The 25,756-nt window shown below is 65.9% G+C and carries 5 protein-coding genes and 2 pseudogenes; 3 read left to right on the top strand and 4 right to left on the bottom strand.

Going from position 1 to position 25,756, the window contains the following annotated elements; genetic code table 11:
* Positions 1-117: 117 nt before the first annotated feature.
* The 4 genes and pseudogenes from ACIBG0_RS39700 to ACIBG0_RS39685 form a co-directional block, all read right to left on the bottom strand.
* Complete coding sequence (locus ACIBG0_RS39700; RefSeq protein ID WP_397040386.1) at positions 118-1,221, bottom strand: hypothetical protein; 1,104 nt, start codon at positions 1,219-1,221, stop codon at positions 118-120.
* Positions 1,222-1,326: 105 nt separating this feature from the next.
* The gene (locus ACIBG0_RS39695; protein ID WP_397040384.1) at positions 1,327-2,250 is read right to left on the bottom strand and encodes an IS3 family transposase; all 924 of its coding nucleotides are present in this window, start codon (positions 2,248-2,250) and stop codon (positions 1,327-1,329) included.
* Positions 2,184-2,495: a transposase gene (locus tag ACIBG0_RS39690; protein ID WP_397040382.1), complete on the bottom strand. Its 312-nt coding sequence runs from the start codon at positions 2,493-2,495 to the stop codon at positions 2,184-2,186. Before ACIBG0_RS39690 ends, ACIBG0_RS39695 begins: the two co-directional genes overlap by 67 nt.
* An 86-nt stretch (positions 2,496-2,581) precedes the next feature.
* Positions 2,582-2,941: pseudogene (locus tag ACIBG0_RS39685) on the bottom strand (integrase core domain-containing protein); the annotation flags it as partial.
* Positions 2,942-2,985: 44 nt separating this feature from the next.
* Here ACIBG0_RS39685 and ACIBG0_RS39680 point away from each other — a divergent pair.
* The 3 genes and pseudogenes from ACIBG0_RS39680 to ACIBG0_RS39670 form a co-directional block, all read left to right on the top strand.
* Positions 2,986-3,255, top strand: a pseudogene (locus tag ACIBG0_RS39680) (transposase); the annotation flags it as partial.
* 635 nt (positions 3,256-3,890) lie between these two features.
* The gene (locus tag ACIBG0_RS39675; RefSeq protein WP_397040379.1) at positions 3,891-4,541 is read left to right on the top strand and encodes a hypothetical protein; all 651 of its coding nucleotides are present in this window, start codon (positions 3,891-3,893) and stop codon (positions 4,539-4,541) included.
* Between the two features lie 32 nt (positions 4,542-4,573).
* Complete coding sequence (locus ACIBG0_RS39670; RefSeq protein ID WP_397040377.1) at positions 4,574-25,690, top strand: UvrD-helicase domain-containing protein; 21,117 nt, start codon at positions 4,574-4,576, stop codon at positions 25,688-25,690.
* The last annotated feature ends 66 nt before the right edge of the window (positions 25,691-25,756 follow it).

The raw sequence follows: 25,756 nt of genomic DNA, 5'->3' as shown, positions 1-25,756 counted from the left end.
GTCATCCCCGGCTAGTAATTGTGACGACAACCGATAGCTGTCACTAATCCCGTCGACCACCACCTTGTCGGCCCACTCGGCTGTTGAGCTGTCGTGCATCCGGACGCCGACGGTGGATCAGTCGAGCAGTTCCAGGGCTTTTCTCAGTCGAGCAGTGATTTTGTGGGGCCCGCGACCTGGTGGAAAGTGGTCCAAATAGCGTTGTAGGACAGCGACTTCGGCTTCCAGGTCGTCAAGCTTGCGGAAAACGATGGCGGCGTGCTCGGTGATCCAAGCGGTCGGTGTGGTTTCGATGATCGCGGATGCTGCGGCCTCGGCGTCCAACAGGCGCTCGAGCAGTCGAATCGCGGCCTTGTTCTTCCCGGCGCGCTTGAGAGTCCGAACCTTCTCGAACCACGCCCGGAAGTCTTTGCCGTCTACGAGGCCAGCGACCCTGGCGCGCTCGAATCGTTCACGTTCTTCGCGCTCGGCGGCATCGCGTTGGTCGGGCCACAGAAACGATTCGCGTCTGTGTTGCAGGCCGGTTTCGCTGCCGGGTTCGGCGACGGTGACACCGACGACGATGTGCCCGCGATCCAACCGACGGAGTTTGGCGTAGCCACGATCCTGGCCGGATTCGACGCGCCGGACCGCGTCCTCACATTCGTCGCCGTACCCCGCGTTGACGGTTGCGATGTGTATCTGCGACCCGAAGACATTGACCTCCGAAGTGCCCTCGCGCAACTGGAGTCGGCACTCGGTGATCAGCTGGTCGGCCTGCTGCAGCACGGTGTGTCGCTGCGGTTGGAACTCCTCACCCCACAGTGCGCGAGCCCATTCGATTTCGAAAAACTGCGAGCCACGCAACTCCGGGGGCAGTGACAGCCATGCCCTCAGATGGCTCGGCCAGGTTCCCCTCAATTCGAGGCGTCGATCTTCGCCCGCCGGGTACATCCTCGCTCTCATCTTGACAGCGAACCCGAGCGAGTTGGCCTGCATGATCAGCGGATGCATCTCCCCTGCGATGTCGTAGTCGAGGTAGCCGACGAGTTCACCGTGCAGGACCAAGCCCACCGCTGTCTGGTCGTCGAACACCGCGGCGGGAGTCGGGACGGCTTCGATGTCAAAGACGACGCCGTCGGGCATTGCATCGAGTACACCGTGGTCGTCGATTTCGGCGAAGATATCGAGTTCGGTGTCCGCGTCCGGCGATATCGAACCGTCGAGCCACAAGTCGTTCACCTGATAATGATGGCCTGTTATGGGCCCTGCCCCAACCCGTATGCCGCCCTGACGGGACCCCGTGATTCGGTCAACCTGATGTGGCCCCCTGCCGGTAGGCCGCCGTTATGAGAGTTGAGGGCTGGGTTGGATGTCGTGCCAGAGCATCTCATACTCGGCGGGGCTGATGTGGCCGAGATAGCTGTGACGCCGCTGCACGTTGTAGAAGTTGTCGATGTAGTCAGCCATCGCGATGGTCAATTCCAGTGTGGTGGACCACTTTCGAGTGTCGAGGAGCTCGGTTTGCATGCGTCCCCAGAACGACTCCATGACGGCGTTATCGAAGCAATCTCCCACGGTTCCGAACGATTCCAGCAGGTTCCACCGTCGCAGGTTCTCGCCGAATGCCCACGATGTGAATTGAGTGCCGTGATCGGTGTGCAGAATGGTCACCCCATAACGTGCGCGTTCCCGAACGGCCATGTTCACTGCGTTGTTGACCAATGCGGTATCCGCGATCGTCGAAAACGTCCGAGCAACAATCATTTTGCTGAACGCATCCAGGATTGCGCAGCAGTACACTTTGCCGTCACGAGCGGGATGTTCGGTGATGTCTGTGAACCACAACTGGTTCGGACGATCCGCAGTGAACCGCCGTTGCACCAGGTCGGACGGCGTACTGATACCCATCAGACTAGGTTTGCGGCGGCGCTTCCGCGGTAGCCCCGACAAGCCACGTTCCCGCATGATCGCCTCCACCAGTTTCAGATTCACGATCATGTCGTGTTCGGCTAGCAGAGCCGCGCGGATTCGCCGCTTCCCGTATATTCCGCGGGAGCGGCGGTGGATCTCCTCGATCGCATCTGCCACGACGATGCGCCGCACTTGGCGGGTCGGCATCGGGCGGCTGCGATGAAACTGAAAGGTCGATCGGTTCAACCCGGTGATCCGGCACGCCGACCGACTCGAATGGCCAAGTGCGATCAATCCTTCGACGATCGCGATTTTCCTTTTGGGGAGATCACCACCCCTTCGTCGAAAAGCGCGCACGCGTCACGGGTCAACACCAGCTCGGCCTCCAACTGGGCGATGCGTTTGTGGGCCGTTGCCAGCTCGTCGGCGTCCGTGCTGGGCACTCCGTCCCGAACTCCCGCATCAACCAGCGCCTGGGCCTTCCACCGGAACAATGTGGCCGGCGAAATGCCTGTCTCCGAGGCGATCTCGGCGACGGGTTCCCCGCTGCGCAACCGCGCAGACACCTGACGACGCACAGACGACGAATACGACTTCGGCACAGTGACCTCCCGATGATCACTCTGCCTCAGCTCTCACAAGCGCGGACCAGTTCCAAGGGGCCACATCAACCGGGTGTGAGAGCCGGTTATCGGTGGATGCAGGTTGCAGCGTATCGGGCCGGGGTCTGGTAGCCCAGCGCAGAATGTCTTCGGTGGTGGTTGTATTCGTCCTTCCAGTCGCTGATTACGACCCTTGCCTGGGTGAGGGACCAGAAGCTGTTGATGTTGAGGCATTCATCGCGCAGGCGACCGTTGAATGATTCGATGTAGCCGTTGCGCCAGGGTTGGCCGGGCGGGATGAACGCCAAACCGACGCGTTCACCCGCCCAGTCGGCCATCGCCTGGCAGGCCAGTTCGGGGCCGTTGTCGCAGCGCAGCGCGCCTGGGTAGCCGCGGTCGACGGCGATGCGGTCGAGTTCGTTGATGAGTCGGTCGGCGGGGATTGTGAGAGCCTTGCGGCCCACATAGTGGGCAGGAAGGCTCGAAGACCATGGCGACACGCAAGAGGCACACCCCTGAGCAGGTCGTGCGCAAGCTGAGCGAGGCCGATCGACTGTTGGGCGAGGGCAAGGAGGTAGCCGATGTGTGCCGGACTCTACAGATCACCGAGGCCACCTACTACCGCTGGCGCAACCAGTTCGGCGGCCTGAAAGCCGACGACGCCAAACGGTTGAAAGACCTCGAACGCGAAAACTCCACCCTGAAAAGGCTTCTCGCCGAAGCCGAGCTGGAGAAGGCGGCGTTGAAGGAGATCGCCAAGGACGCATGGATCGTCTGGATCCAAGCCAGCCTCGATCAACGCTTCCCGATCGACGGATTCCATTCCCATGCAAGGTTCGACGCGATCGCGGCATCGTCGGTTGCTGCGGCGACCCCGGTGTCCGCTGCCTGTCCTGAACGGCCAGTCAACTCTCCGAGCGGCGAGATCGGCCAATGCCCGAGATCGCTACGAGGCGTTCGTCTTTCGAGTGACGTTCACCCACTGGTGAGCTGGCGTCGCGACTCGTGCACTCGTCGCGTTCGCGCTTCGACCCAAGAAACAGTTCTGTCGCTACGCGAGCCCTGTGTCACATGCTGGCGCGGGTCGCTGACCGCTGATACCGTCGAAAGCCAACCCCCATCACCTGAGTTCACGGTGGTGGATGAGGCGTCGACGATTCCATCGTTGTTGCGCCGCACGATTGCCTCTCCCGCGGACGCAGCGACCCCACTTCGCGTTTCCCGCAGCGGCGGATCAGTTGGTCTGTCATGTGGTTGCCGCTACGTATTCGACGGTTCTATAGGAGATCGGTGATGCCCACACCACGACCGAGGCAGTGCCTCACGATGCCAAGGGGTTACCGTTGGCGGACACCGAACCCACACTCTTCCCACTCGGCGGAAGCGAATCCGGTCATGGACATGCAGAGCCCGTTGCGCGCGCACGTGGAGAATCGCTATCAGGGCGAACTCCCCCGGGATTGGAGCCCGACTCAGCGCGAGGAGTACCTGAGCGAACGCGTGCAGGAGATCGCTGGCCGGATCGAGGAGTCGACCCAGGTGCTGTTGGAGCACAACGTGGCTCAGTTCAGCGTCGATTGGAACCGCGAACCGACCGAGCAGGAGAAGATCGGGCTGGCCAACAACGCCCGACTGCAGGCTACCGAGATCGCTTTGCACGAACTCTACGACGGTTTCGACTTCCCCGAGGAGCAGACCGGGCCGGACGCGGAGCCGAGCCAACTCGACCGCGAGTTGCTGATCGGGGCCCGGATGGACGCGCAGTGGACGGCGCTGCCGCCGATGCAGCGGTGGATGACTCCGTGGGCGGAGGACCCCGACAGCGACCTGATCGGGCTGGCCCGGAAGTTGTGGCGCGGACACGACGTCGACACGAAGGTGGCAGCAGCCCACCTGCTGCACGCGCGCCGCAGCGCGGACCTGCCGATCCCGACCTCCACGGAGGATCCGCTGCTGGCTCAGATCCACCAGGAACTCGTGGATGGGCTCGAGCGAGAGAAGCGCAGGCTCCTGCAACTCCGGATCGCCAACACCAACCCGAGTTAGGTTCTCGATCCCAGCGGCCGTCGTTCGCCGGGGTGGCCGAGCGTCCTCCGCTGACGCAGGTCCAACCCGGCGAACTGCTGGTGATAAAAGCCGATCACCATGCATTGCTCGTGCGGGTAGTGCAAACGCCGCACGGGCTCGATACCCCGCTGGTTGTGGAGGAAATCGCCACCGGAACCCACCATGAATACGGGTGGGCCGCGATGCCTTCGGACTGTCGAAGTCTGTCGGCGACCGAGCATCATGCAGTATCCACCAGCGGTCCACAGATCACCACGATCGCCGATCTGGCCGTCGGCGACGTTCTCATCAACACGCCCCTGTCGTATCAGGAACCCGAAATCGTTCGTGTCGTGGAAATCTCCACCACCGAACCGGTTGCCGATGTTGTCGTCGGTCGCGTCGTACTCGAACGCGTCGATACGGGGGACCGCTACGCCCGATCCGGCACCACTCTGGGCCCGCACTGGCGACACACCAGCCTCCCCGGCAGCCACGCCTCACGAACCCTGCTGTTGGACAACGCATTCGGTCGCACTGCGACCGACGGCTTCGTAGACGACCGCGAGTACGACGCGTTCTCCAAGACAGGCTCACTGCGCCGCGCCCGCCCGCCCGATGTCGCTGGCGGGGCGAGCGTGGAGGCCGACGGGCGCGCCGGAGCAGGCGCGCTCACTGCGTGGAAGGAGTTGGGGGCCACACTCTTCGAACCCGCAAGAATGCTGCATGTTCCCGACCCGGACCGGCATCCCGATGTCGCGGCCGCGTTGGCGCGCACACGATCGGCGCGGACGGCCGAGCAGATCCGCGAGGCGTTCCTGGATGGTTGGTTCGAGGCCAGCACCGCACTCACCGATCCGCTGTGGGCATCGCTGCGTGGCAACATTGCCGCCGACCCCGACATCGTCTCCACAGTGCGCCGCATCGGCCGCGACCCTGAAACACTGTCGCGCACCGAGGAATTCGTTGCGCTCGTCGCCGACAAGATCGCCGCCATCCCCGACACCGACCTCGCGCAGGTTGCCGTGCGCGACGCACGGCGCCGCTACAGCAGGTCCGGCGAACACCCGGTCGCGACCGGACTGGCCTTCGAGATCGCCGAAGCCGCGGTTGCCCGCGCCCGCCGTGACTGGCGACATCCCTTCGTCACCGACACCGACCTGCGCCGGTGGCGTGAATGGGCAAACACCCAACTGGCTTCGGACCCGCTGGTGTCGACCTGGTTCGGGCAGCCACTGGACTCGCGGCGTGACCACGTGCTGGGAGAGGTCGTCACCACGGTGCTGGCGGATCTGCCCGAGCACCTGCCCCACCTCGGAATCGATCCAGCCGACCGCGATACCCGTACCTGGTTGCGCGCCGACATCTACCAGCGCATTCAGCCTGCGCTCGCGCGTTCCGAGCCTGATTCGCTGTGGCGCGAAACCGCTCGGGGTTGGCGGCCGGGCAGCAGCGACGTCGAGGTCGTGCATCGCCGTGGCGCGTGGTGGGTGCTCACCCACGGCGGCGCACACGCGGACTGCTGGGGCAGCGACCACCGCGCCGCACTCGCGCAAGCCCTACTCGTGGCGGATTTGGGCGATAATATCCGGCCAGGTGACCGCGCGATCCATGCTCGCGTGCACGCGATCCGCACCGCACTCACCGACAGGGCTCGCCCCGCATTGGCGGGGCACGAATTCATCCACGCCGCCGCCCGCTCACCGGTGCTCAACCCCGACACCACCTCCGAGCGGGCGGGCGATGCCGCGATCGGATCGGCCTACACCCGCGAAGCTGTCCGCACCATTACCGAGGCCATCGGCGAGGCCGAACCTGTCTTGCTCACCCATGCCCGCGCCCTAGGCCTGGATCCCGAACAGTTCCTGCGCGATACCGCCGCCGCCGAGGTCCTCACCGACCTGCACCGCGCCTACCACCCATCGGGTGTTGCGGACAGCGACATCCAGCAGCCGCTGTTCGACCTCGCCCCGCTGGGTTCGGACCTGCACGCCGGAACCCCGTCCACCCTCGTGATCGGCGACCCCGACGGCGCACACATCACCCTGGTCCACCATGACCTGTGGATCCCCGACCCGACAGGACCATCGGTCGATCTGCGGGAGCCGACACTCACCGACGCCATCGCCGCCGCACGCCGCATCCTCGCCACCGCCGCCCCGCGTCCGGAAACACCCACCCCGCCAACCTCTTTCGCTGTTGGCGGGTCGACACCGGACCCCGGCGCGGTCGAAGCAGCACCGGAGCCGCCCCCACGCTCCGGACCGCCGACGACGCTGCCGACAGCCCCGCCGGTTCCGCCTGCCGAGCCCGCGCGCACAGCGCCGGTCATCGGTGTGCCCTACCTCGGGTTGTCCGATATCGATCGGGCAGTAATCCGTACTCAGATCCAGGATTGGGGCCACAACTATCACAGCGTCGGCAGTCCGGTCGACACCGATCGGCTCGCCTACCGCATCGCGACCTCGGGGTTGTTCGACCACCTGCCCGCCACCTACGGGCTGCGGCGGGTCGTAGCTGCCACCGCTGAGGCGCTGGCCGCTCAACCCGAAGCCCTCACCTGGCGCTGGTCCACACGCTCGCGCAACACCCAAAACCGCCACAGCAGCGCCGCTCAACTACGCGCCCAAGCGCTGACCCACCGCGACGCGGGCGAATACCGCGAGGCGCTGGCCACCCTGCGTCAAGCTCACCTCACCGACCCGCTGTGGCGCGACGACGACGGCACGAGCTACGACGACCTGGCCTCCACAATCCAGGTCCTGCAACAGAAATCGAGTACAGGCACCGAGGGCCCGGACGCCTACACCGAGGCATGGCCGCCGCATCCATTCCGCGATGAGGCGAGCGTGCGGGCCTGGCGCGACTGGGCCGCCGCTGAATTGGCAGCCAACCCGTTGATCGCCCTTCGCCGCGACCACGGGATCAACACCCATCACGCCCGGCTTCTCGACGAACTAACCGACCGCCTCATCGACGAATTGCCCCAGCGTCGCCCCGATCTGGCCCTGCACAACGGTGGCCCCGACATCGGTGACTGGCTCGCCGCCGATATCCACCACAACATCGTGCCCACCCTGCTGCCCAACGCCGAGGGGGTGTGGACCGCCACCCGCGACGGCTGGGGCATCGAGTCCCACGGCATCGAAATTTGTTGGGCCGCCGACAGCTGGGTAGTCCGCACATCCCCGACGAACTCCGAGAAGCAGGACTGGGGAGATGATCACCGCGCGGCGATGGGCCACGCCCTGCACACGGCCGGATACGCCGACCTCATCCCCCCGGACGCCGCCGACGTCCGCGCCCACGTAAAAGCTGCCCGTCACGCGTTCGCCGAGCACGCGCGGGCCATGCTGCTCGGTCACGAAATGCTGCACGCCGTGGTGCGATCGGCGGCACTCATGCCTAAAGACGTCGACACCGGCTCGATGCGCGAAGCGCGATGGTCGGCACTGTCCATTACCGCGATCCACGACTCTGTCACCGAAATCACCACCAGCGCACCAGAACTCGTGCGCGCGGTAACCGACCGCGGCATCGACGCCGACGCACTGGTGTGGGATGACGTCGTCATCGATGTCCTGCGCGAGCTGCGCCGCCGGCACCTGGCCAACGCTCCAGCCTCGGGCGATCCGGTTCCCGGAGCGGACCTGCATGTCCTGTCGGTTAACGACATCATCACCGTCGGAGATCCCGATGGCGAGCACATCGTGCTCGGCCGCCGTATACAGCCGCGTCGTGCAGGTCAAAGGGCTGGCGACTACTGGTGGGTCGACATCAGTACCGTGAACTCTCCTATCGGCGAACAACATTTGCGCGCGGCCATCGACCACGCCCGCACAATCCTCGCCAGAAGAACCACCGACATTTCCGCGTCCTCTACCGACAACGGCACAGCCTCGGTCCCCGCCGTCTCGCAGCACCACTCTTCCGTCCCCGACACCGAGGTCGACTCCCGCCCGATTAAAGCCCCGCGTCCGGCGCTGCCCACCGACACTCCTGAATCCACCACCGCCACCCCCGAATCCGCGCCGCGACCACAGGACTCCGGCGCGACACCACCGCACGACTCCGCGCTCACCTTGTTCGAGTCCGACCGACCGCTCGACGACGCGCCCGCGACACCACCCACCGCACAGCTCGCTGATACTGGCTCGCACTCCGATGCGGTGGTCACCACGCCCGATCTGCCACCGGCAGCCCAGCCGTCGGTGCGGGACAGCAGCCGTCCTGCCACGCTCCCGCCCTCAGCTTCGGTTGGGCCGCAACGTGACTCGGCCGGGGCTGGTAGTGGGCGGTTGCGGCATGAGTCGGTGTGGTCGCGGCTACTGCGCCCGGTTCCCGCGCTGATCCCGCAGGACTTGGCTGACGCGCACGCGCTGGTAGACACCGCGATCAGCAATCATTGGCAGGTCAGCGGCCGTTTCCTGCCCCATGACAGCGACGGTGTGATCTATCGGTTGACGCTGTCGGGCCAGGTGGGGCAACGCATCGAGGACATCACCCTGCGATGGCGCCACCGCAGCCAAGGATGGGTGTTCGAACCTGAAGAGCCCACCGGCAGCAGCGACGACCACGCCTCCGGGTCCGACGCGAGCACCGATCGCACAGACCTCGAAGCCATCACTCGCGTCGTCGCCGCACCGGCCGCGCGGCTGCCGCATGACGCCGCCGAGTCGCTGGATGCCATTGTCGCCACCGTTCTCACCACGCCCGCGCTCGCGGTGCGCGGCCTCGACAGCTACGACACCTATTGCGCCCGGGTCGCGGCACCGGTCTACGCGGCGATCGACGCCGCCTGCGATGACCTCCTCACCGACATCGCCCCGGACGCCGACGCGGTATCGGCCCAGCAGGGCGCGGTGCTGGGGCTTCGCGCCAATGCGTGGGCGCGGCGCGAATTGGCGGGCGCGATCGCCGAACGTGCCTGGATCGGCCACGATTTCACCGACGTCGAACTCGCCCGTGTCCACCGCGCGGTCGAAGACCACACCCATGACCTGTACAGGCCGCGCATGGGAATCGGTGAAGAAGGCGCGGTCCGCTACACCGCGGAAACCTATGTCGAAAGACAATTCGACCGCAGCCTGCGCACCAGTCTGTGGCAGGCGGTCGCCGCGCACGTCGCGACCCATCGCGACGAAGTACTCGTCTGCACCGATGCTCAACTCAGCGCCCGCCAAGCCGCCCGCACCGCGATCGGGGATCGGCTTCGCGCGCACGCCCAAACCGCGCTCGTCGCCGCAGACCCCGAACCCGCGCTGCGCGCGCTGGCCGATGCCGACCGGATCGAATCCGGTTCCGCGGCCACCGAACGCCTGCGCGCTGCCGCGCTCGACCACTTCGGCCCTGAAACCGATGCACCGTTAGCCGCGGTTCCAGCAACCGCTGCGCCGATCGTGGACACCGCGACCGCGCTCGGGTGGCGCTACCACTATCTGACCGTGCCGCAACACAGCGTCGTGTTGGGGCTGCGCTACCGAAAAGACAGCGGCGAACGCTATCACCTGCGTCTAGTCTGGGACGACACCAACCGCGGCCTGATCTACAACCCGACCGCCTCCCGCGCCAGCCGCATCGGCGAGGGACCCGAACCGATCAGCGTGCGCCCAGGCCCACTGCAACTCACGAATGTCCGCCGTATCGTGGCCTCTCTGGCCGGACAAGCCATCACAACTTTGACCCCGCCGCCGCAGCCGGTCGCCCTGTCCAACGATCAGCGGCATCTGCTGTGGGCAATCTGCGCTGACGCCACCGTGGCTGTGCTGGCCGCCGCCCTCGCCGACCCCGAGGCCGCCATGGCCGATCTGTTCACCGATCGTGTGTTCTCCACGCACTCCGATGTGATCGAGCAGCGACCGGTCTGGGGTGATCCTGCCTCCTGGGAGATCAGCGCCGAATCCGGCGTACTGCACCTTCGAGGCGTCACCGATCTCGCGCCGGTGAGCATCACCCGCGACACCCTGACCGGATTCGCCCTGCAACTGCCCGCCGAGGTTCGCGGACGCCTGGACCACCACGCCGATCTGCGGATCCTGCGCCAGATCCTGCGCTACGACATCCTCGACATCGACGGCCCCACCCGCACCCCCGAACCCGCACCAGCCGAGCACACCCCCACCGTAAAAATCGACCCCGCACCGCCCGCTACATCTGTCGCGTCCCACGTTGCCGAGATCGACACCGGCAGAACACCAGTCACTGCCGACCACGTGGCACCAGCACCGGCCGAGGACCCCGACTCGTTTGCAGTGATCGCCGACGAATACTTGCTGCTGCGTGCCGCCGCACACCACTTGATCCGAGCCGACCGATCCGGAACCCGCTACGTGATTGGGCCCGCCGATAAGGCCGCTGTCGCGGTCGCCGACGCAGCGGTCATCGAACACCTCACTGACCAAGGCCATCTGGACCGTGACCAGGCCGCCGGCCGCCCGATATGCACGCCGGCCGGACAGAACCGTGGAGAGCGCCTGCGGCGGGTCCACCGCAGCGACCCCGCTCTCGGAGACCGAGTCCTGGACCTGGGTTCCGGCGAGGTCGCAGTGGTGTGTGACCACCTCGACCTCGACGACACCACGCGCTGGGCCGAAATCGTCGTGGCCTCACCCGAATCACCACACGGCACGGTCCACACCGTCGACCCGCTGGACCTTGCTGTCATCGAACCCGCCGCAGTCACCGCCGCCGAGGCCCGCGCCCTCTACCGCCTCGCCACTGGCACCGCCACGACACCCGAACCGCAGCACACCCCCGGCACCGAGACCGACAAATCTGCCGACGAATCCGCCTCTGCCACAACAACCTCAGCACACAACCGACCGCGACCCGACTCCGATTCCGCCCCACCGCCGACCACCGAAACACCAGAGGCTGGCTCCGACACCGCCGTCTCCGGGACGATCACAGAACAGCCCGGTGACGCACCGTCGCTGGCGCCGGGTCACCAAACCGACTCCACCCCAGTGCCTTCCAGGTACCACGTTGCACCCGCTGCGCTCCGCGTTGAAGCCGACGAACCGCCCAGCACCGTGCCTGCGGCCATCGGCGATATGGCCGCGACCGATGCCAGCCCTTCGCCGCTTTTCAACGACGCGGGAGCAGATAATGCGCACCGCGGGCACCCGTCGCCAAATGCCGCTGTCGACCAGACCAACACCGTCGCATCCACATTCGACAGTCCCGCATCCCACCCCCTCGCCGGAGGTGTTGCGGCGCTGCCGATGCCCACGCATCGCGCACCGAGCCCGCGACGCCCCGACTCGGCCCCGTTTCCTCAACACCCTCCACCCACGGAGATCCTGAAACTGACCGCCGCCGCCCGCGCCCGTGGATGGCAAAGCTATGGCGATGTGCGGGGATACGGCCGCGAATGGCACCCGCCCCACTGGTGGGCGACCTTCTTGGCCAGGACCTCACAAGGTATGCGGCGTGTCAGCCTCCAATTCGATCGCCAGCCCGACGAGAACACCTACACTTACAACCCGCAAAAGTCCTTCGTTGCAGACGAAATCTTCACTCCACCACTGGGCATCTACGGCTGGCAGTTGATCGAAGCAGGGCAACTGATCCACGACCGCCCCCGTACCCCGGGTCCTCGCGCCGAGGTTCACTACGCCCCCGACCTCGACGAGCTGGCCCACGAGATCTGGGAATCCGGGCGCACCAGCATCTACCACCAACCCAGCACCGTCACCCCGCCACAGCCCCCGCAAGCCAGCGCCGCTCAGCGAGCCACGCTGAGCGATATCGTCACCGCGCACGGCCTCGCCGATCCTGCGCTGAACCAATCCGCCAGCAACAGCGGCGCGCAGACTCGGCAGGTGCGCGAATTCGTGCACCGCACGCTGCACCGATACATCGACACCCCCACCGATCCGGTGCCAGGCGAGACTACCGCCGCCGCACACCATGTCGCTGCACAGGTGCTGGCCGAATTCGCCTCAGTCGATGAGATGGCTTCAGTGCTGGCTGCGAAACTTGACACCACCGGCAGGAACGAACGCGATCAACTGCTGGTCACCGCAGTCTCCGGCTGCGCCGACACCGCGCTGCGGCGCAGTGTCGAACTCGGCCTCGACCTGACCCACGAGCGGATTTCGGTTGTCGACCGTGTCGGAGTGAATCCGCTCTACCGCATCGAATCCGGTGGGATGGCTTTCTTGTCCACGCTGTCGCGCGCGCAGGGCTTGCACAGCGTGTGGGTGGCCGATGAGCACACCCTCGGCTGGCAAAGCAGCGGAGCCTACGATCCGTTCCTGCACCGCAGCTGGCCCTCGAACACTGCCGAGATCATGCCGCTGCTCCGCGGCCACGCTCAACGCGTGGCCGAACTCGCCGCGATGTCCGCCAAGATTCGGGCGCAACGCGAAATCGAAACGCCCCAGCCACATCCCGACGAGGGCAAGCAGCAACGTGTCGAGGGCACCGCATCCGCGCCCCGGCCCACCACATCCACCGATCCCGTTGACGATGCCTGGAGCCTGTTCGACACCATCGACGAAGCCTCGACCGTCGATCAGGCCCCCGCCGCCACAGAGCCCACGCCCGCAACCACCACGGCACCGTCACCGCGCACCCCGCCGATCACGCACACACCGGGCACAGCAGAAGAATTCAGCGACGATCAACTCCTGCTGCTGTATGCCGTCGCACCCGAAGCCATGGCCGCCGGGCTCGGCATCGACATCACCCGACTGTTCACCAACCCCATCTCCGGACCTCTGCGCGCCGACATCGTCGCGGCACGCCCACAGTGGACCGGCTTGTCCTACGACGTCGACACCATCGGCGTCCGGCTCACCACCGCGGGTAATACACCAGTCCCTGCTCCGGCGGCGAAGGTCACGCGGCGGGCGTTGGCCCGGTTCGCCGTTGCGCTGCCCGAGCAGATCCGTGCCCAACTCGCCGAACATCACACACTGTCCGACACCAACCGTGACCACCTACTGCGCCGAGCTCTGCGAATCGACACCATCACATCGCAATCCGGCCCCATCATTTCCTCAGCCGACAGCGCCTCAACCCCCCTCACTGCCGATGAATCGGCAAGCGCCGCAACCCAACCCACCATCGTGGCGACGACTCCCGCTGCCCCGGAGAGCGCAAGTTCGCGGCACCCCAGCGAAACCGCCCCCACTCCTACGGTCGCCGAACCCGAACCCGTTGCATCCCAGCGGCGTTCGAGGTCGTCGTCGGCTTCGACGTCTCGCGGCGGGCGAATCGCGGCGGAGTTGAGCGACGCGACGCTCGCCGTGGCGGCCTCACCTGCCGTCGCGGTCGCGGGAGAGAAGTTTCCGCCGACTCCCCAGCAACAAACCGTCTATGACCAGGTGCTGGCCGGGCGGGACGTCAAAGTGCAAGCCGGTGCCGGAGCGGGGAAAACCTCGACATTGGAAGGGCTGGCGCGGCGAATCGGCCTGCAGGATCCGACGGCACGAATCGCCTACATCGCATTCAACAAATCGGTGCAGGAAGAAGCCACCGAACGAATGCCCCCCAACGTCGAACCACGCACCGGGCACTCGATCGCCTATCAGTGGGCACCCAAGCCTGTCCAAGACCGCACCGACGACGAGGACGCGTTACGACGACCCGACGAGGTAGCCCGGCATCTGAGCATCACCCGGACACTGCCCTCCGGGCAGGCAGGACCGCTGTCGGTGCCGGAACAGGCCATGGCCGCGTTACGCACGGTCGACACCTACGCCACCAGCGCCGACGACCGAATCGGGCGCAGCCACTTGCCGGTGCGGATCCAGGAGATGCCCGCAGCGACGCAGGACCGCGTGGTGAAGCTGGCCGAACGGGTATGGGCGGATCTGACCTCCGAGGACGGGCAGCTGCGCTTGACCCTCGACCATGTGCGCAAGATGTGGGCGCTGTCGCGGCCGGACCTCACCGCCCCCGGGGCCGGGCTCAGACGGGCAGCGACAGTGCTGTTTTTGGATGAGGCCCAGGACACCCCGCCGGTGCTGGCCCGCGTTGTCGCCGAACAGCGAATGCGCAAGGTCATTGTCGGTGACCAGGACCAGGCGATCTACTCCTTCACCGGGGCCGTGGACTTCTTGCACACCGCCACCGCCGATATCGAGTTGCCGTTGACCAAGAGTTGGCGCTTCGGGCCGCAAGTCGCCGATATCGGCAACCGGTTTCTGCAGATGCTCGATTCGAACAAACGCATCGAAGGCGGCGGCGCGGATTCCCACATCACCGAACCAGCCACGCTGGACTGCGCCGACGCGATCCTGGTGCGCTCCAATGCCGGCGCGATCGCCGAGATCGCGCGGGAACTGGCTGCCGGAGGCATCGTCGGGGTGCCCAAGGGCACCAAAGCCGAGTTGACCTCGCTGGTAAACACAGCCCGCTTCCTGCAAGGCAAGACGACCGCTCCTCGCCGCATGCACGACGACCTCGCCCCGTTCCGCAGCTGGTCGGAAGTTCTCGCCGAAAGCCAGAACGGCGACGATCCCAAACTCGTCATGTTGGTCGGCATGGTCGAGCGCAACGGCATCGACGCACTCGACGCACTCGTGCGGCGAGTCCAGGAACACAGCGACGAGGGGCTGGACGGGGTGAAATTCCGTGACACCGACCACGGATTGATCGCCGAGGGCAACACCTATCCGGTCCGCTCGATCCTCGGCCGCGCCGGATTCGATCGCCGCCCTGACCCCGAGGGCCGCCGCCAGACGAAAGGCAAAGACAAAGGCCAACCCCTACAGGTGTGGATCGCCACCGGCAGCGCCGGGCAACGCAAGGCCGTCCACGCACGCGCCCTGCAATTCGCGACACCGGATGTCATCGTCTCCACCGCTCACAAAGCCAAAGGGCTGGAATGGGATCAGGTCCGCATCGGCGACGATTTCAAAGGCCCCAAACGTCATCCGTCGACCGGCGAGCTGATCCTCCCGTCCGCGGAGGAACTTCGGCTGGCCTACGTCGCGGTCACCCGGGCCCGGCGAGTACTCGACCCTGGATCGCTGGCCTATGCCTTCGACCACACCAGCGTCAACGGCGGCACCCCACCACCGACACCCCCCCACCCTGCCCTCGACCCGCCCACGTCGTGCCAGCCCGCTAACCCTCAACTCACGAATGCGATTTCCCCCCCAACGGTTTCACCGCCGGAGCCGTCCACGGCGACTGCTGAAGACACCAACGCAGACCAGATCGCGACGACGATCACTACCCGAACTCTAGACACACTCTCCGATACGCCCCGCATGCCGCCGGGTCGCGCCGAGACCGCCAGCGCCCCTGTCGATTTCGCACAGGCCGATAATCCGCCGCAGGGCAGCCAGCCGTTGCCCAGATTGGTCGACCTCACCGAGCCGGTGCCGATCAACGACGCCGGCGGACACTACCGCAACAGCACCCGAAATGCTCTGCCTCGCCTGGAAACTGGCACCACTACTGCGAATTCTGCGGCAGGACAGTCGAATCCATCGACGTCCGACGCTGACGACTCTCCGCACCCGCGCATTGTCATCGTGCACACCAGCACCGCAACGCTGGTCCATGGCACCACCAGCGATGACTACGAACTACACAAACGTCTGAAAGCGTTTAGTTTCAGGTTCTCGGGCAGCATCGGCGACAACGGAGCCTGGTATCTACCACGCCGCTGGGGTCACCGCGTGCGCAGCAATCGCGTCCGCCAACTCGAGGAAGCGCTAGACCACACGACCATCACCTACCGTACCCAGAGCACCGACTACGTCGCCGACCCGGAACTCCCGGTCATCTCGGCGAACCCTCCCGAGCCACCAGAATCTCACCCACCCAACGCACTGGCCCCAACGCGCGACAACCGTGACGACCCACCCACCACGTCCGTGCACACCGAGGTCGACGCCGCTGCCGCAGGTGGTCAGCTCGAGCCCGGCGCACCAGCTGACATGACGGGCCAGCCCCGCCGCTCCCGGACCGATTTCCCGTCAACGACTCTCAATGAGCCCGCAACACTGGATCCGGTCGCCACGATCGTCTCCACCCCCGTGGCCGCCGAATCGATTGGGAGCCAAGACACCTCGCCGTTTTTTGCGTCGAACCTCGCCGACCCCGAACCCGCCGACACGATGGTCATCGACGGTGGCGCGCCCGGGTTTCCCCTGCCGCCTGCCGAGGCCACCACGATCGCCGAACGCGCTACCCGAAGCCGATGGCGGGTACACCACACCGCCCCCAGCCCGGACACACCGCGCGACTACTACCGGCTGACCTTGGAGGCACACACCGTGCGCGGGCACCGCCGCTATGTCCTGCGCTGGCGTGTGCAGGATGGCAATCCGATCTACGACCAGTCCCGCTCGCTGGCAGGGCATTTCGCCGACGCCCGAGACGACGACGGGCGCCGGCCCACACTCGAAGAAGTCCGCAACGACGTGGGCTTCGCCGCGATCGAGCTCACCACCGCGAATCCGCTCCCCGCCGATGACATCGTCGACGGCACCGATTTCGAGGCGCTGATCGGCGCGCCGCTCGCTGAGGAAATTCCACAGGCCTTGCTTGCTCCGCTGCGCAGTGAGCATGCCGCCAAGACCGCGTTGCTGGCCGCCGAGGCAAACGGCGACACAGACTGGCGGACGGCCTTGACCGCCCAACGGACTTTCACCGAGGCACGCATTGCCCGGTTGACCGCCGAACTCGATGTCGACCCGTCCACCTGGACACGTGGCGGAGACCGCCGAGCGCTCCTGCGTGAACTCGACGGCGCCCGCCAAGATTTCGCTGCCGCCCTACGTGAATACCCTGAGTTGTCTGAGCTGGAACGTCAACAACTCCAGCAAGATATCGCCCTGCTCGGTGCCTCGGCGCGCACCGAGCCGCGCGAACCCGTCCCCGCCGCGTTGATGGAGTTGGTCAACGCTGAGATCGATGCGCTGTCGGCGCTGCGCGGCGCACCCGACCCCGACGACCGGCCCGCGCTGGTGCCTCTGCAGATCGCGCACTGCCAAGCGCAGATAGCTCGCCTGTCCGCGACGCTGAGCACCCCCGAATACGACGGCCCACAGTCACCGGAGGAACTGCGCACCGAACTCGACCGCGCACTGGCCGACCTCGGCGCGCACCGGGCGGTCGAGCAGATCCGTTGGCAGGCACGCGATCTCATCGCCGCGCGCCGAACACCCGCACAGTCCGGCGACGCCGATCCCCGCGCGGTCCTCGACGCCATCGACGCGGCGGTCTGGTCGATCGCCGACGCACCCGACCAGGCGGGGGAGGTTCGCGCCCAGCTCGAACTCGGCCTGTTCCGGCTGCATACCTCCGACCAGGACCGCACCCAACTCCTGGCGCACCTGGACCACTACATCACCGCGCGCACCCAACCCGCGCCGCCGCCCGGACTCCTCGACGCGCAACCAGACGCAAACACTTCCGCAACCAGCACTGGCGATCACCACAGCGGATCCGCCGCAGCGCCCACGCCTTCGGAGCAAGAGATCCGCGCAGAGGTCGAGCGGCTCGAGACGCTGATTTTCGAACGCGCGAGCGCGTCGGAATGGATGACGACGATCGCGACTGGTCCAAACCGCTATGACCAGTACCTTGACGCGGCGATCGAGGCGGCCACCGACATCATCGTCGAGGTCGTGGACGAGGATCTCGGCACCGCCCCGGACTCGACCGTGGCGCCAGCATGGTCGCACATCGCGGGTCGCGGAAACATGGAAGCACTCGCCCTGCGAGTCGCCGACACCGTATGGCGCACACACCATCCCGTCACCGTCGACGAACCCGATGCCGCACCAGTAGGGCTATCCACCGCGCGCAACGACGAACCCACCCGACCCGACTCCGGACATGACAACGGGCCCTCGGATGCGGCAGCGCTGTCAGCGTTGATCGAGCACGCCGCAGGCGCCGGCCCACTCGCACAGCTGTGCGCAGCCGGCGATGCCGACCTTTACCGCGGCTTCGCCCTGCCCGCCGCGTCGCAAATCTTGCAGCGGCTATTACACGAAGACCCCAAATCCACGACCACAAGCGCGGATACCATCGACACGCTCGTGCGTGGCGGCGCCCGCGCGCTGGCAGCGGGCGTACCAGAGGATGGCACCGTTGCCGAATCCCTGGCGAGATCGGTGTGGCAACACGCGACCGGCTCCGCTTACACCGCCCCATTCGATGACGAATTCAACCCCGCGTTCGAATCTTTCGACGGGTTGATCGACGCCTACGTCGACCAGGACGACGGCACCCGCTACACCTTCGAAATCGCCGCCGCCGGGCGTGTTTTCGCAATCGGCACCCCGCAATCGGGAAGCAGCGAATACCGGATTCTCGCCCAGGCCGACGAAGCCGAACGCGAACAGGGTGGAGGAGAAACAGATCTCGAGCTGCCGACAGCGGACTCGCCAGCACAGATTCTGAGCGTGATCCGCGAGTTCCACCGCGATGTCGCCGAAGACGATGCCGCTTGGATCGCTGAGCGGACCGAGCCGCCGGAGGCGACGAGACTGGCCGAGGAAGCCAGTGCACGCGGATGGGACATCGAGGAGGACTTCCACCAGCCCCATCCCCGCGATCGCCGTTACGAGCTATTGCTGGCCAGCCCCAAAGCCATCGCCCCGACCATCCGGTACCGGCTGCGTTTCGACCTCGCGGGCCCCTTCGGGGCGTTCGTGTACAACCCGGGCCGATCCAGCCGAACCATCGGCACCGCCAAGACCCTCGGCATGAGCCTGGCCCAGATCAGCGCCGAGATCGCACCACCGAGCCGCCAACACTCCACTACACAAGCACCACCACCCCAGTCACGCACGAGAACCGCAACACCAACCCAGCTCCCGCACGTGCGGACCCCGGTAGCAGCCGAACCCGATACCGCACAGGCACTACGCCCCGCACCCGCTACTGCGTCCACCGACGCCGATCACGACACTGCGCGACCATCACAGGTACACGCCGTTAGGGCGGGCGGGCCGAACAGTGAACAGGCGAGGCCGTCTGCGCCTGCCGAGGGCTCGCCCGCCGTGCCTGTCACCGAGTTGAGCGCGGTACAGCGCGCGATCATCACCTGCATTACCGACGACTACGCCGCGCTCTACAAAGGCCGCGGCGGTGCTCGCGAGGCTGCACGCTACGTCGCCGAAGTCGCGGTGCGCAAACTGCCCCCCGGGCACACCATCGAGGCGGTCGAGGCCGTGGCTCGCGCGCGGATCGCCGAGCGCGGCAAAGAGATTCTGAAGGCCACCCAAGCACAGGTCAGGCAACGGCAGCGCGATCGCACCGAGACCGCGGCCCGGTTGCGCAATGTCGAGGCGATCGCAGCGTACCGGCGCGGCGAATTCACCGAGGCGATCGCACTGATCGATCGTGCGGAGCTGGCCGATCCATTCTGGGTCGACGACGCGGGCGCGGGCTATGAGCCTCTGCGCCAACGCATCCTCGAAGCCCAACGCGACGCGCAGACACAAGACGCCGACGACGATTACACACCTGTGGTGACCGTTCCGGTCATCGTGGCACAACCCGACGGCCCCGCCGCCGCGGGTGGCTCAGCGGAGTTGGTGAGCGGGACTGATCGGGTGCCGGTCGCACGGAACTGGGTACATCCTGGCGTCGTCACCGTACCCAGCGGTAAGCGTGGTCGCGCCCGCGCCAACATGGACACCATCGAGATCCTCGCCCGTTTGGACGCCGAGGATCGTCCCGCGAGCGCCACCGAACAGCCGCAATTGGCGGCGTATTCGGGATGGGGCGCAGTCCCAGAGATCTTCGACCCCCGCAAAACGGATTGGGACGCCGACCGCGAACGCCTGCGCGAATTGCTCGACGCCGACGCCTTCGACACGGCCGCGGAGTCGACACTTAATGCCCACTACACCGACCCCGCCGTCGCGAAAGCGATGTGGACGGCCGTGATCGAGGCTGGGTTCTCTGGTGGCCGCGTTCTCGAACCCGGTGGTGGGACGGGAACATTCGTCGGCTTGGCGCCGACGGACGCGCAGATGGTTGTGGTGGAGAACGAGCCGATCTCCGCGCGCGTGACCCACCGGCTCTACCCGGATGCGTTGGTGCGACTGGAAGGGTTCGAACACACCCACCTTCCGCCGTCGTCGTTCGTCGCTGCGATCGGCAATGTGCCCTTCGGCAAGTGGGAGGTTCGCGACCCGAAGTACAACCCGCGCGGTCACATGATCCACAACGCGTTCATCCTCAAGGCGTTGGCGATGACCGCGCCCGGTGGCTATGTCGCGGTGATCAGCTCGGCGTGGACGATGGACGCGGTCAACGACATGGCACGCACGGACATGCTCGCCCTCGCGGACTTCGTTGGCGCGGTCCGGCTTCCGGGCGCGGCATTCACCCGCGTCGCGGGAACCCCGGTCGTGACCGACATCATCGTGCTGCGCAAACGCGAACCACCGCCCGACCCGACCAAGCCCCCAGAACAACCCGACGCCGTGGTGGCCCGAAACCTGCAGTTCCAACGCTCGGTCGAGCGCGAATTCATCGACACCGTCACCGGCGAGAACACCAGTTTGCCGATCAACACGTGGTTCACCGAGAACCCGCAGTACGTGCTCGGGGAGGTCTCGGCCGGGCACGGAATGTATCGCGGTGGCTCGCTCAACGTCACCCACGAGGACCTGTCGCTGTTGCCGAAGCAGGTCGGTGCCGCGCTGACCGAGATCGTGCGGACCGCCAGCAGGCAAGGCCTGGCGCTGACTGCCCGCGCGGGTGACCTCGCCGAGCATCCGGAACCGTCCTCGGGGCTGGCGGTGGGTGACCCCGACCAGATGCTGACTCACCCGATCGGCATGATGCGCCACCGCGACGGCGGGTTCGAGGCGGTCACCGAATTCGGTACCTGGGAGCCGGTCAACGTCTACCGGACCCGGGCACGCGAGACACGTGAGTTGCTGCATCTGCGCGACCTGGCACACCAGCTCGTCAGCGCCCAGCGCGAGAACCTCGGCCCGCACGAACGCGCGCAGGCCCGCGCCCGGCTCAACCGAGCCTATGACGACTACCTCTCCCGGTACGGGCCGATCAACCGCTTCACCTGGCAAGGTGGGCGTGAGCGCAGCCAACAGGAACGCGACAAGCGCTACGCCGAACTGGAAATCAAATGGCGCAACAAACATTCCGACGACGACGGTCACCCCTACGTCGGCGCGTTGCCCGCCGAAGTGGTCGAGGAACTCGACGACAAAGCCTGGACCGCGGTGCCGCGGTCGAAGAAACGCCAGCATCTGGAAGGGGCGATCGGGCGCGACCCGACGATGGCCTCGGTGCTGGCCCTCGAGCATTTCGACGAACGCACCGGCCGCGCCCTCAAAGCCAATATTTTCACCAAGGACGTTGTCACCACACCACGCACCGTCACCTCCACCGACAATGCCGCCGAGGCGCTGTCGATCAGTCTGGGTGCCGGGCGCGGAGTGGATTTGGGGTTCATCGCCGAGCTGTTGAAGGTCGATGAAGCCAGCGCGCGTAAACGCCTGCAAGGGCAGGTCTTCGCCGACCCCGACCGACCCGACACATTGGTCCCGGCCGCGAAGTACCTCAGTGGCGATGTGCGCGCCAAACTCACCCATGCGCGCTTGGCCGCGGCTGCCGACCCGGCCTTCGCTGAGAACGTGGCCGCGCTCGAGTCGGTCGCGCCTGAATGGCGCGAAGCCCCCCGGATCAAGGTGCAGCCCGGGACCGTGTGGATTCCGACCGAGGACTACGCCGACTTCGTCACGGAGATCTTCGGGCTGGCCGATGTCAAGGCCTCACGCGTCAGCGGTGTCATGCGTTTCGAGAGCAGTTCCAAGGCCAGCGAGCGGGAACGGTCCTGGAGTACCCGCCACCGCAGCGCGCTCGAACTCCTGGAAGCACTGTGTAACAGCAAAAACATCGTCGTCCACCACACGGCCAAGGAGATGGAGGCCGGTGCTCCGCTGGTCAACACGAAGGCCACCGCACAGGCTCAAGCTCAAGCCGACCGGATCCGTGTGGAATTCCGGCGCTGGCTCTGGGCTGATGAGCAGCGCCGCGAACGTCTGGTCGCGCTGTTCAACAACACGTTGAACTGCTGGGTCGAGCCCCGCCACGACGGGCGGTTCCTGGAGCTGGCCGGCTTGTCCTCGGAGATCACGCCCTACCGATATCAGCTCGACGGCGCAGCGCGCGGGATCTCCGAACCGACCACTCAGCTCGACCATGTCGTCGGTGCGGGCAAGACCGGCACGATGTTGATGATCGCGTGGGAGCTACGTCGGCGCGGACTGGTGAATCAGCCGTGGCTCGTGGTCCCCAACCACATTGTCGAAGACGTCGTCCTGTACGCCGGTCTGTGGTTTCCGACCGCGAAGATCCTGTCCGCACCGCAAGGGCTCACCGCCGCCGAGCGGCGTCGTTTCGTCGCCCAAACTGCTACCAGCGATTGGGATTTCGTCATCGTCGGAATGTCGACCTTCGAGAAGATCGGTGTCAAACCCGCACGACGCGCCCGCTATATCAAAGACCAGCTCGCCGAACTCGACGCCGTCCTGGCCTCGGTCGACAACGACGACGGAACTCCCGACCGCAGCTTCAAAGACCTCATGCGGGCCAGGAAGCATCTGCAGAAGAGGCTGGAAAAGCTCACCGAGGCAGCGAAAGACATTGGGCTGACCCTCGAAGACAGCGGTTTGGACTATGTGCTGATCGACGAATTCCACCTGTACAAGAACAAGGCCCGCTACTCTCCGGTGCCCGAACTCGCGCTGTCGCCGGGCTCCGGGCGCGCGGAGAACATCGCGCTGGTGCTGAAAATGCTCGAGGACCGCGCCGCCGCAGCGGTCCTGGCGCGCGGTGCGACACCGGTATTCGACAACATGCGCATCGCCACCGCGGCCACCGGCACCCGGATCGCCAACGCTCTGGCCGAGGAATGGGTCCACCAGCAATACCTGCGCCCGGACCTGCTCAGAGAACGCGGGCTACTCGACGTCACCGACTGGGGCTCGGTGTTCACCACGACGAAATCGGTCATCACCACCAACGCCGCCGGCACCAGCGTGAAAGCGGAAGAGAAGATCGCCAGCTACGCCAACCTGCCCCAAATGCTGGCACTGACACGGATCTACACCGACGTCGTCACCCGAAAACAGGTCCCCGCCAAGCTCCCCGCGATGCGAGGCGGCCAACGACTGATCGTCACGACCGTACCGTCGCAGGAGATCAAGGACTTCATCGCTGATCTCGACTACCGCATGTCCGAACTCGATCCGGACAAATCGTGGAAGGACAACCCGCTCAAGATCCTCAGCGACGGCCGCAACGCAGCACTGGATGCCCAACTCGTCGGCCTCGACGCCGAACTCACCCAAACCCGCGCCTACGTCGTCGCGCGAGAGATGCTCACCCGGCACCACGCCACCAAGAACAACCGCTACCGCGCCCCCAACGGTGACCTGCACCCCGTGCCCGGTGCGCTGCAGATCGGTTTCTGCGATCGCGGCACCCCAACCAGTGACACCAAGGATCGTTCCCTCTACGCCACCCTCAAGAATCTGTTGATCGCAGGTCTGCCCGAGCTCGGCCTGAACGGGATGCCCGCAGACAAGATCGCGTTCATCCACGACGCGCGCAAACCATCCGAGAAACGCCAGCTCAGCGACGACTGCCGCAACGGCCACATCGCAATCCTGCTCGGCAGCACCGAAAAAATGGGCACGGGGATGAACATCCAAACCCGCGCGATCGCTGAACACCACATCGACGTCCCCTGGCGCCCCGACTTCCTCGAACAGCGCGAAGGCCGCGTGATCCGCCAACAAAACCAAAACGACGAAGTCGACATCATCGTCTACGCCGCCGAAGGCACCATCGACGCATTCATGTGGTCCAAAGTCCAGACCAAGGCGGAGTTCATCGAGCAAGCCCGCACCGGCAAGGTCGACGTGGACGAGATCGAGCAAAGCGACGATGCCGACATAGTCCAGGCGGCCGCCATGACCAAAGCCGTCTCCACCGGTGACCCCCGCTTCGTCCAAATGGCCGAACTGGAGCAGAAAGTACGCCAACTCAGTGTTCTGGAAGAAGCACACGCCGAAACCCGCGCACGCGCCCAATGGCGCATCAAGTCACTGCCCGCCGACATCCGCCGCACCAAACGGCTCGTCGACACCGCAACCCCGCACCTCGCAGCCGCCGCCGCGTGGGCGAACCAGCCCGGCATCATCGTCGTCGGCGGACAAAACTTCACCGACCGCGGAAAAGCCAACAAAGCGCTACTACACGCCGCACGCTGCGCCTTCCTCGAGGCCGACGCCGCCTACAAACAACGCCATCTCATCGCCGAGCCGCAGGCCATCGCCAACCTCGACGGGCATCCGATCCTGGCCAGCCTGGATGTGGCATACGGCATTCTGCGCCTGAAGATCGGTGAACTGCCCGTCAGCACCTCGATCGAACGCGCCGATCTGTTCCCCCAAGCCAAGACCGGTACCGGAGAAACCAACGACCCCGACAAGGCAACACGAGCAGCAAAGACACCCGATGACGCGGCCACCGCACGCGGATTGACCGCGCGAATCACCAACGCCTACAACGGACTCGACACCAAAGTCATCCAGTTGCGCGCCGACCTCGAACAGATGAACGCCGACCTCGCATACTCCAAGAACATCATCGGTGCGCCGTTCGACCGCGCCGACGAATTCGTCGCAGCCAAGGTAGAACTGACTCAACTGCGCCTCGATTTGGATGCCGCCGAGAACTCTCCCGAAGCGATCGCCGCCCGCGAAGCCCGCGACGAACGACTCTGCACCCAGGGACGGCTACCCGGCTGGTCGCTGTACCTCAACCCCACCGAAGCGACAGTCAAGAACTCCTCCTTCGCCACCAAAGACCAATACGTCGCCGCCGTCCGCGCCAACATGGCCGAACGCGCCGCCCTCTACGCCGCAGGCAACACCACCGCACTCGCCGCAGGCACCAACGACCCCATCACCGACGACCCGGTCCCCGAGCCAGCACCAGAATCAGAACATCAACCCGGCGATGCCTCCGCCTCATCGACATCCCCACCACCACAACAGGATCCGGCACCCACGGCACCCACAACGCCGACCACACCCCGGGCACCCGCAACCATCACCGCCGCCGACCGCCGCCGTCAACTGCAACGGCAGCCACGCACCTCCTCTCACGCCCCCAAACTCTGATCAGTTGTGCATATTGTGAATATTCTGTATGTTTTCTTGCGCGGAATCTGCCGCCCCGAGATGGAC

Origin of the sequence: Nocardia sp. NPDC050630 (genome assembly GCF_044457245.1) — a bacterium.
In the GTDB taxonomy this organism is placed as follows: domain Bacteria; phylum Actinomycetota; class Actinomycetes; order Mycobacteriales; family Mycobacteriaceae; genus Nocardia.
The sequence above is the reverse complement of the archived record's forward strand: the minus strand, read 5'-3'. Positions and strand labels throughout refer to the sequence as shown.

Excerpts from the sequence above, each read along its gene's own strand:
- ACIBG0_RS39675 (WP_397040379.1), top strand. The coding sequence starts at position 3,891 with ATGGACATGCAGAGCCCGTTGCGCGCGCACGTGGAGAATCGCTATCAG.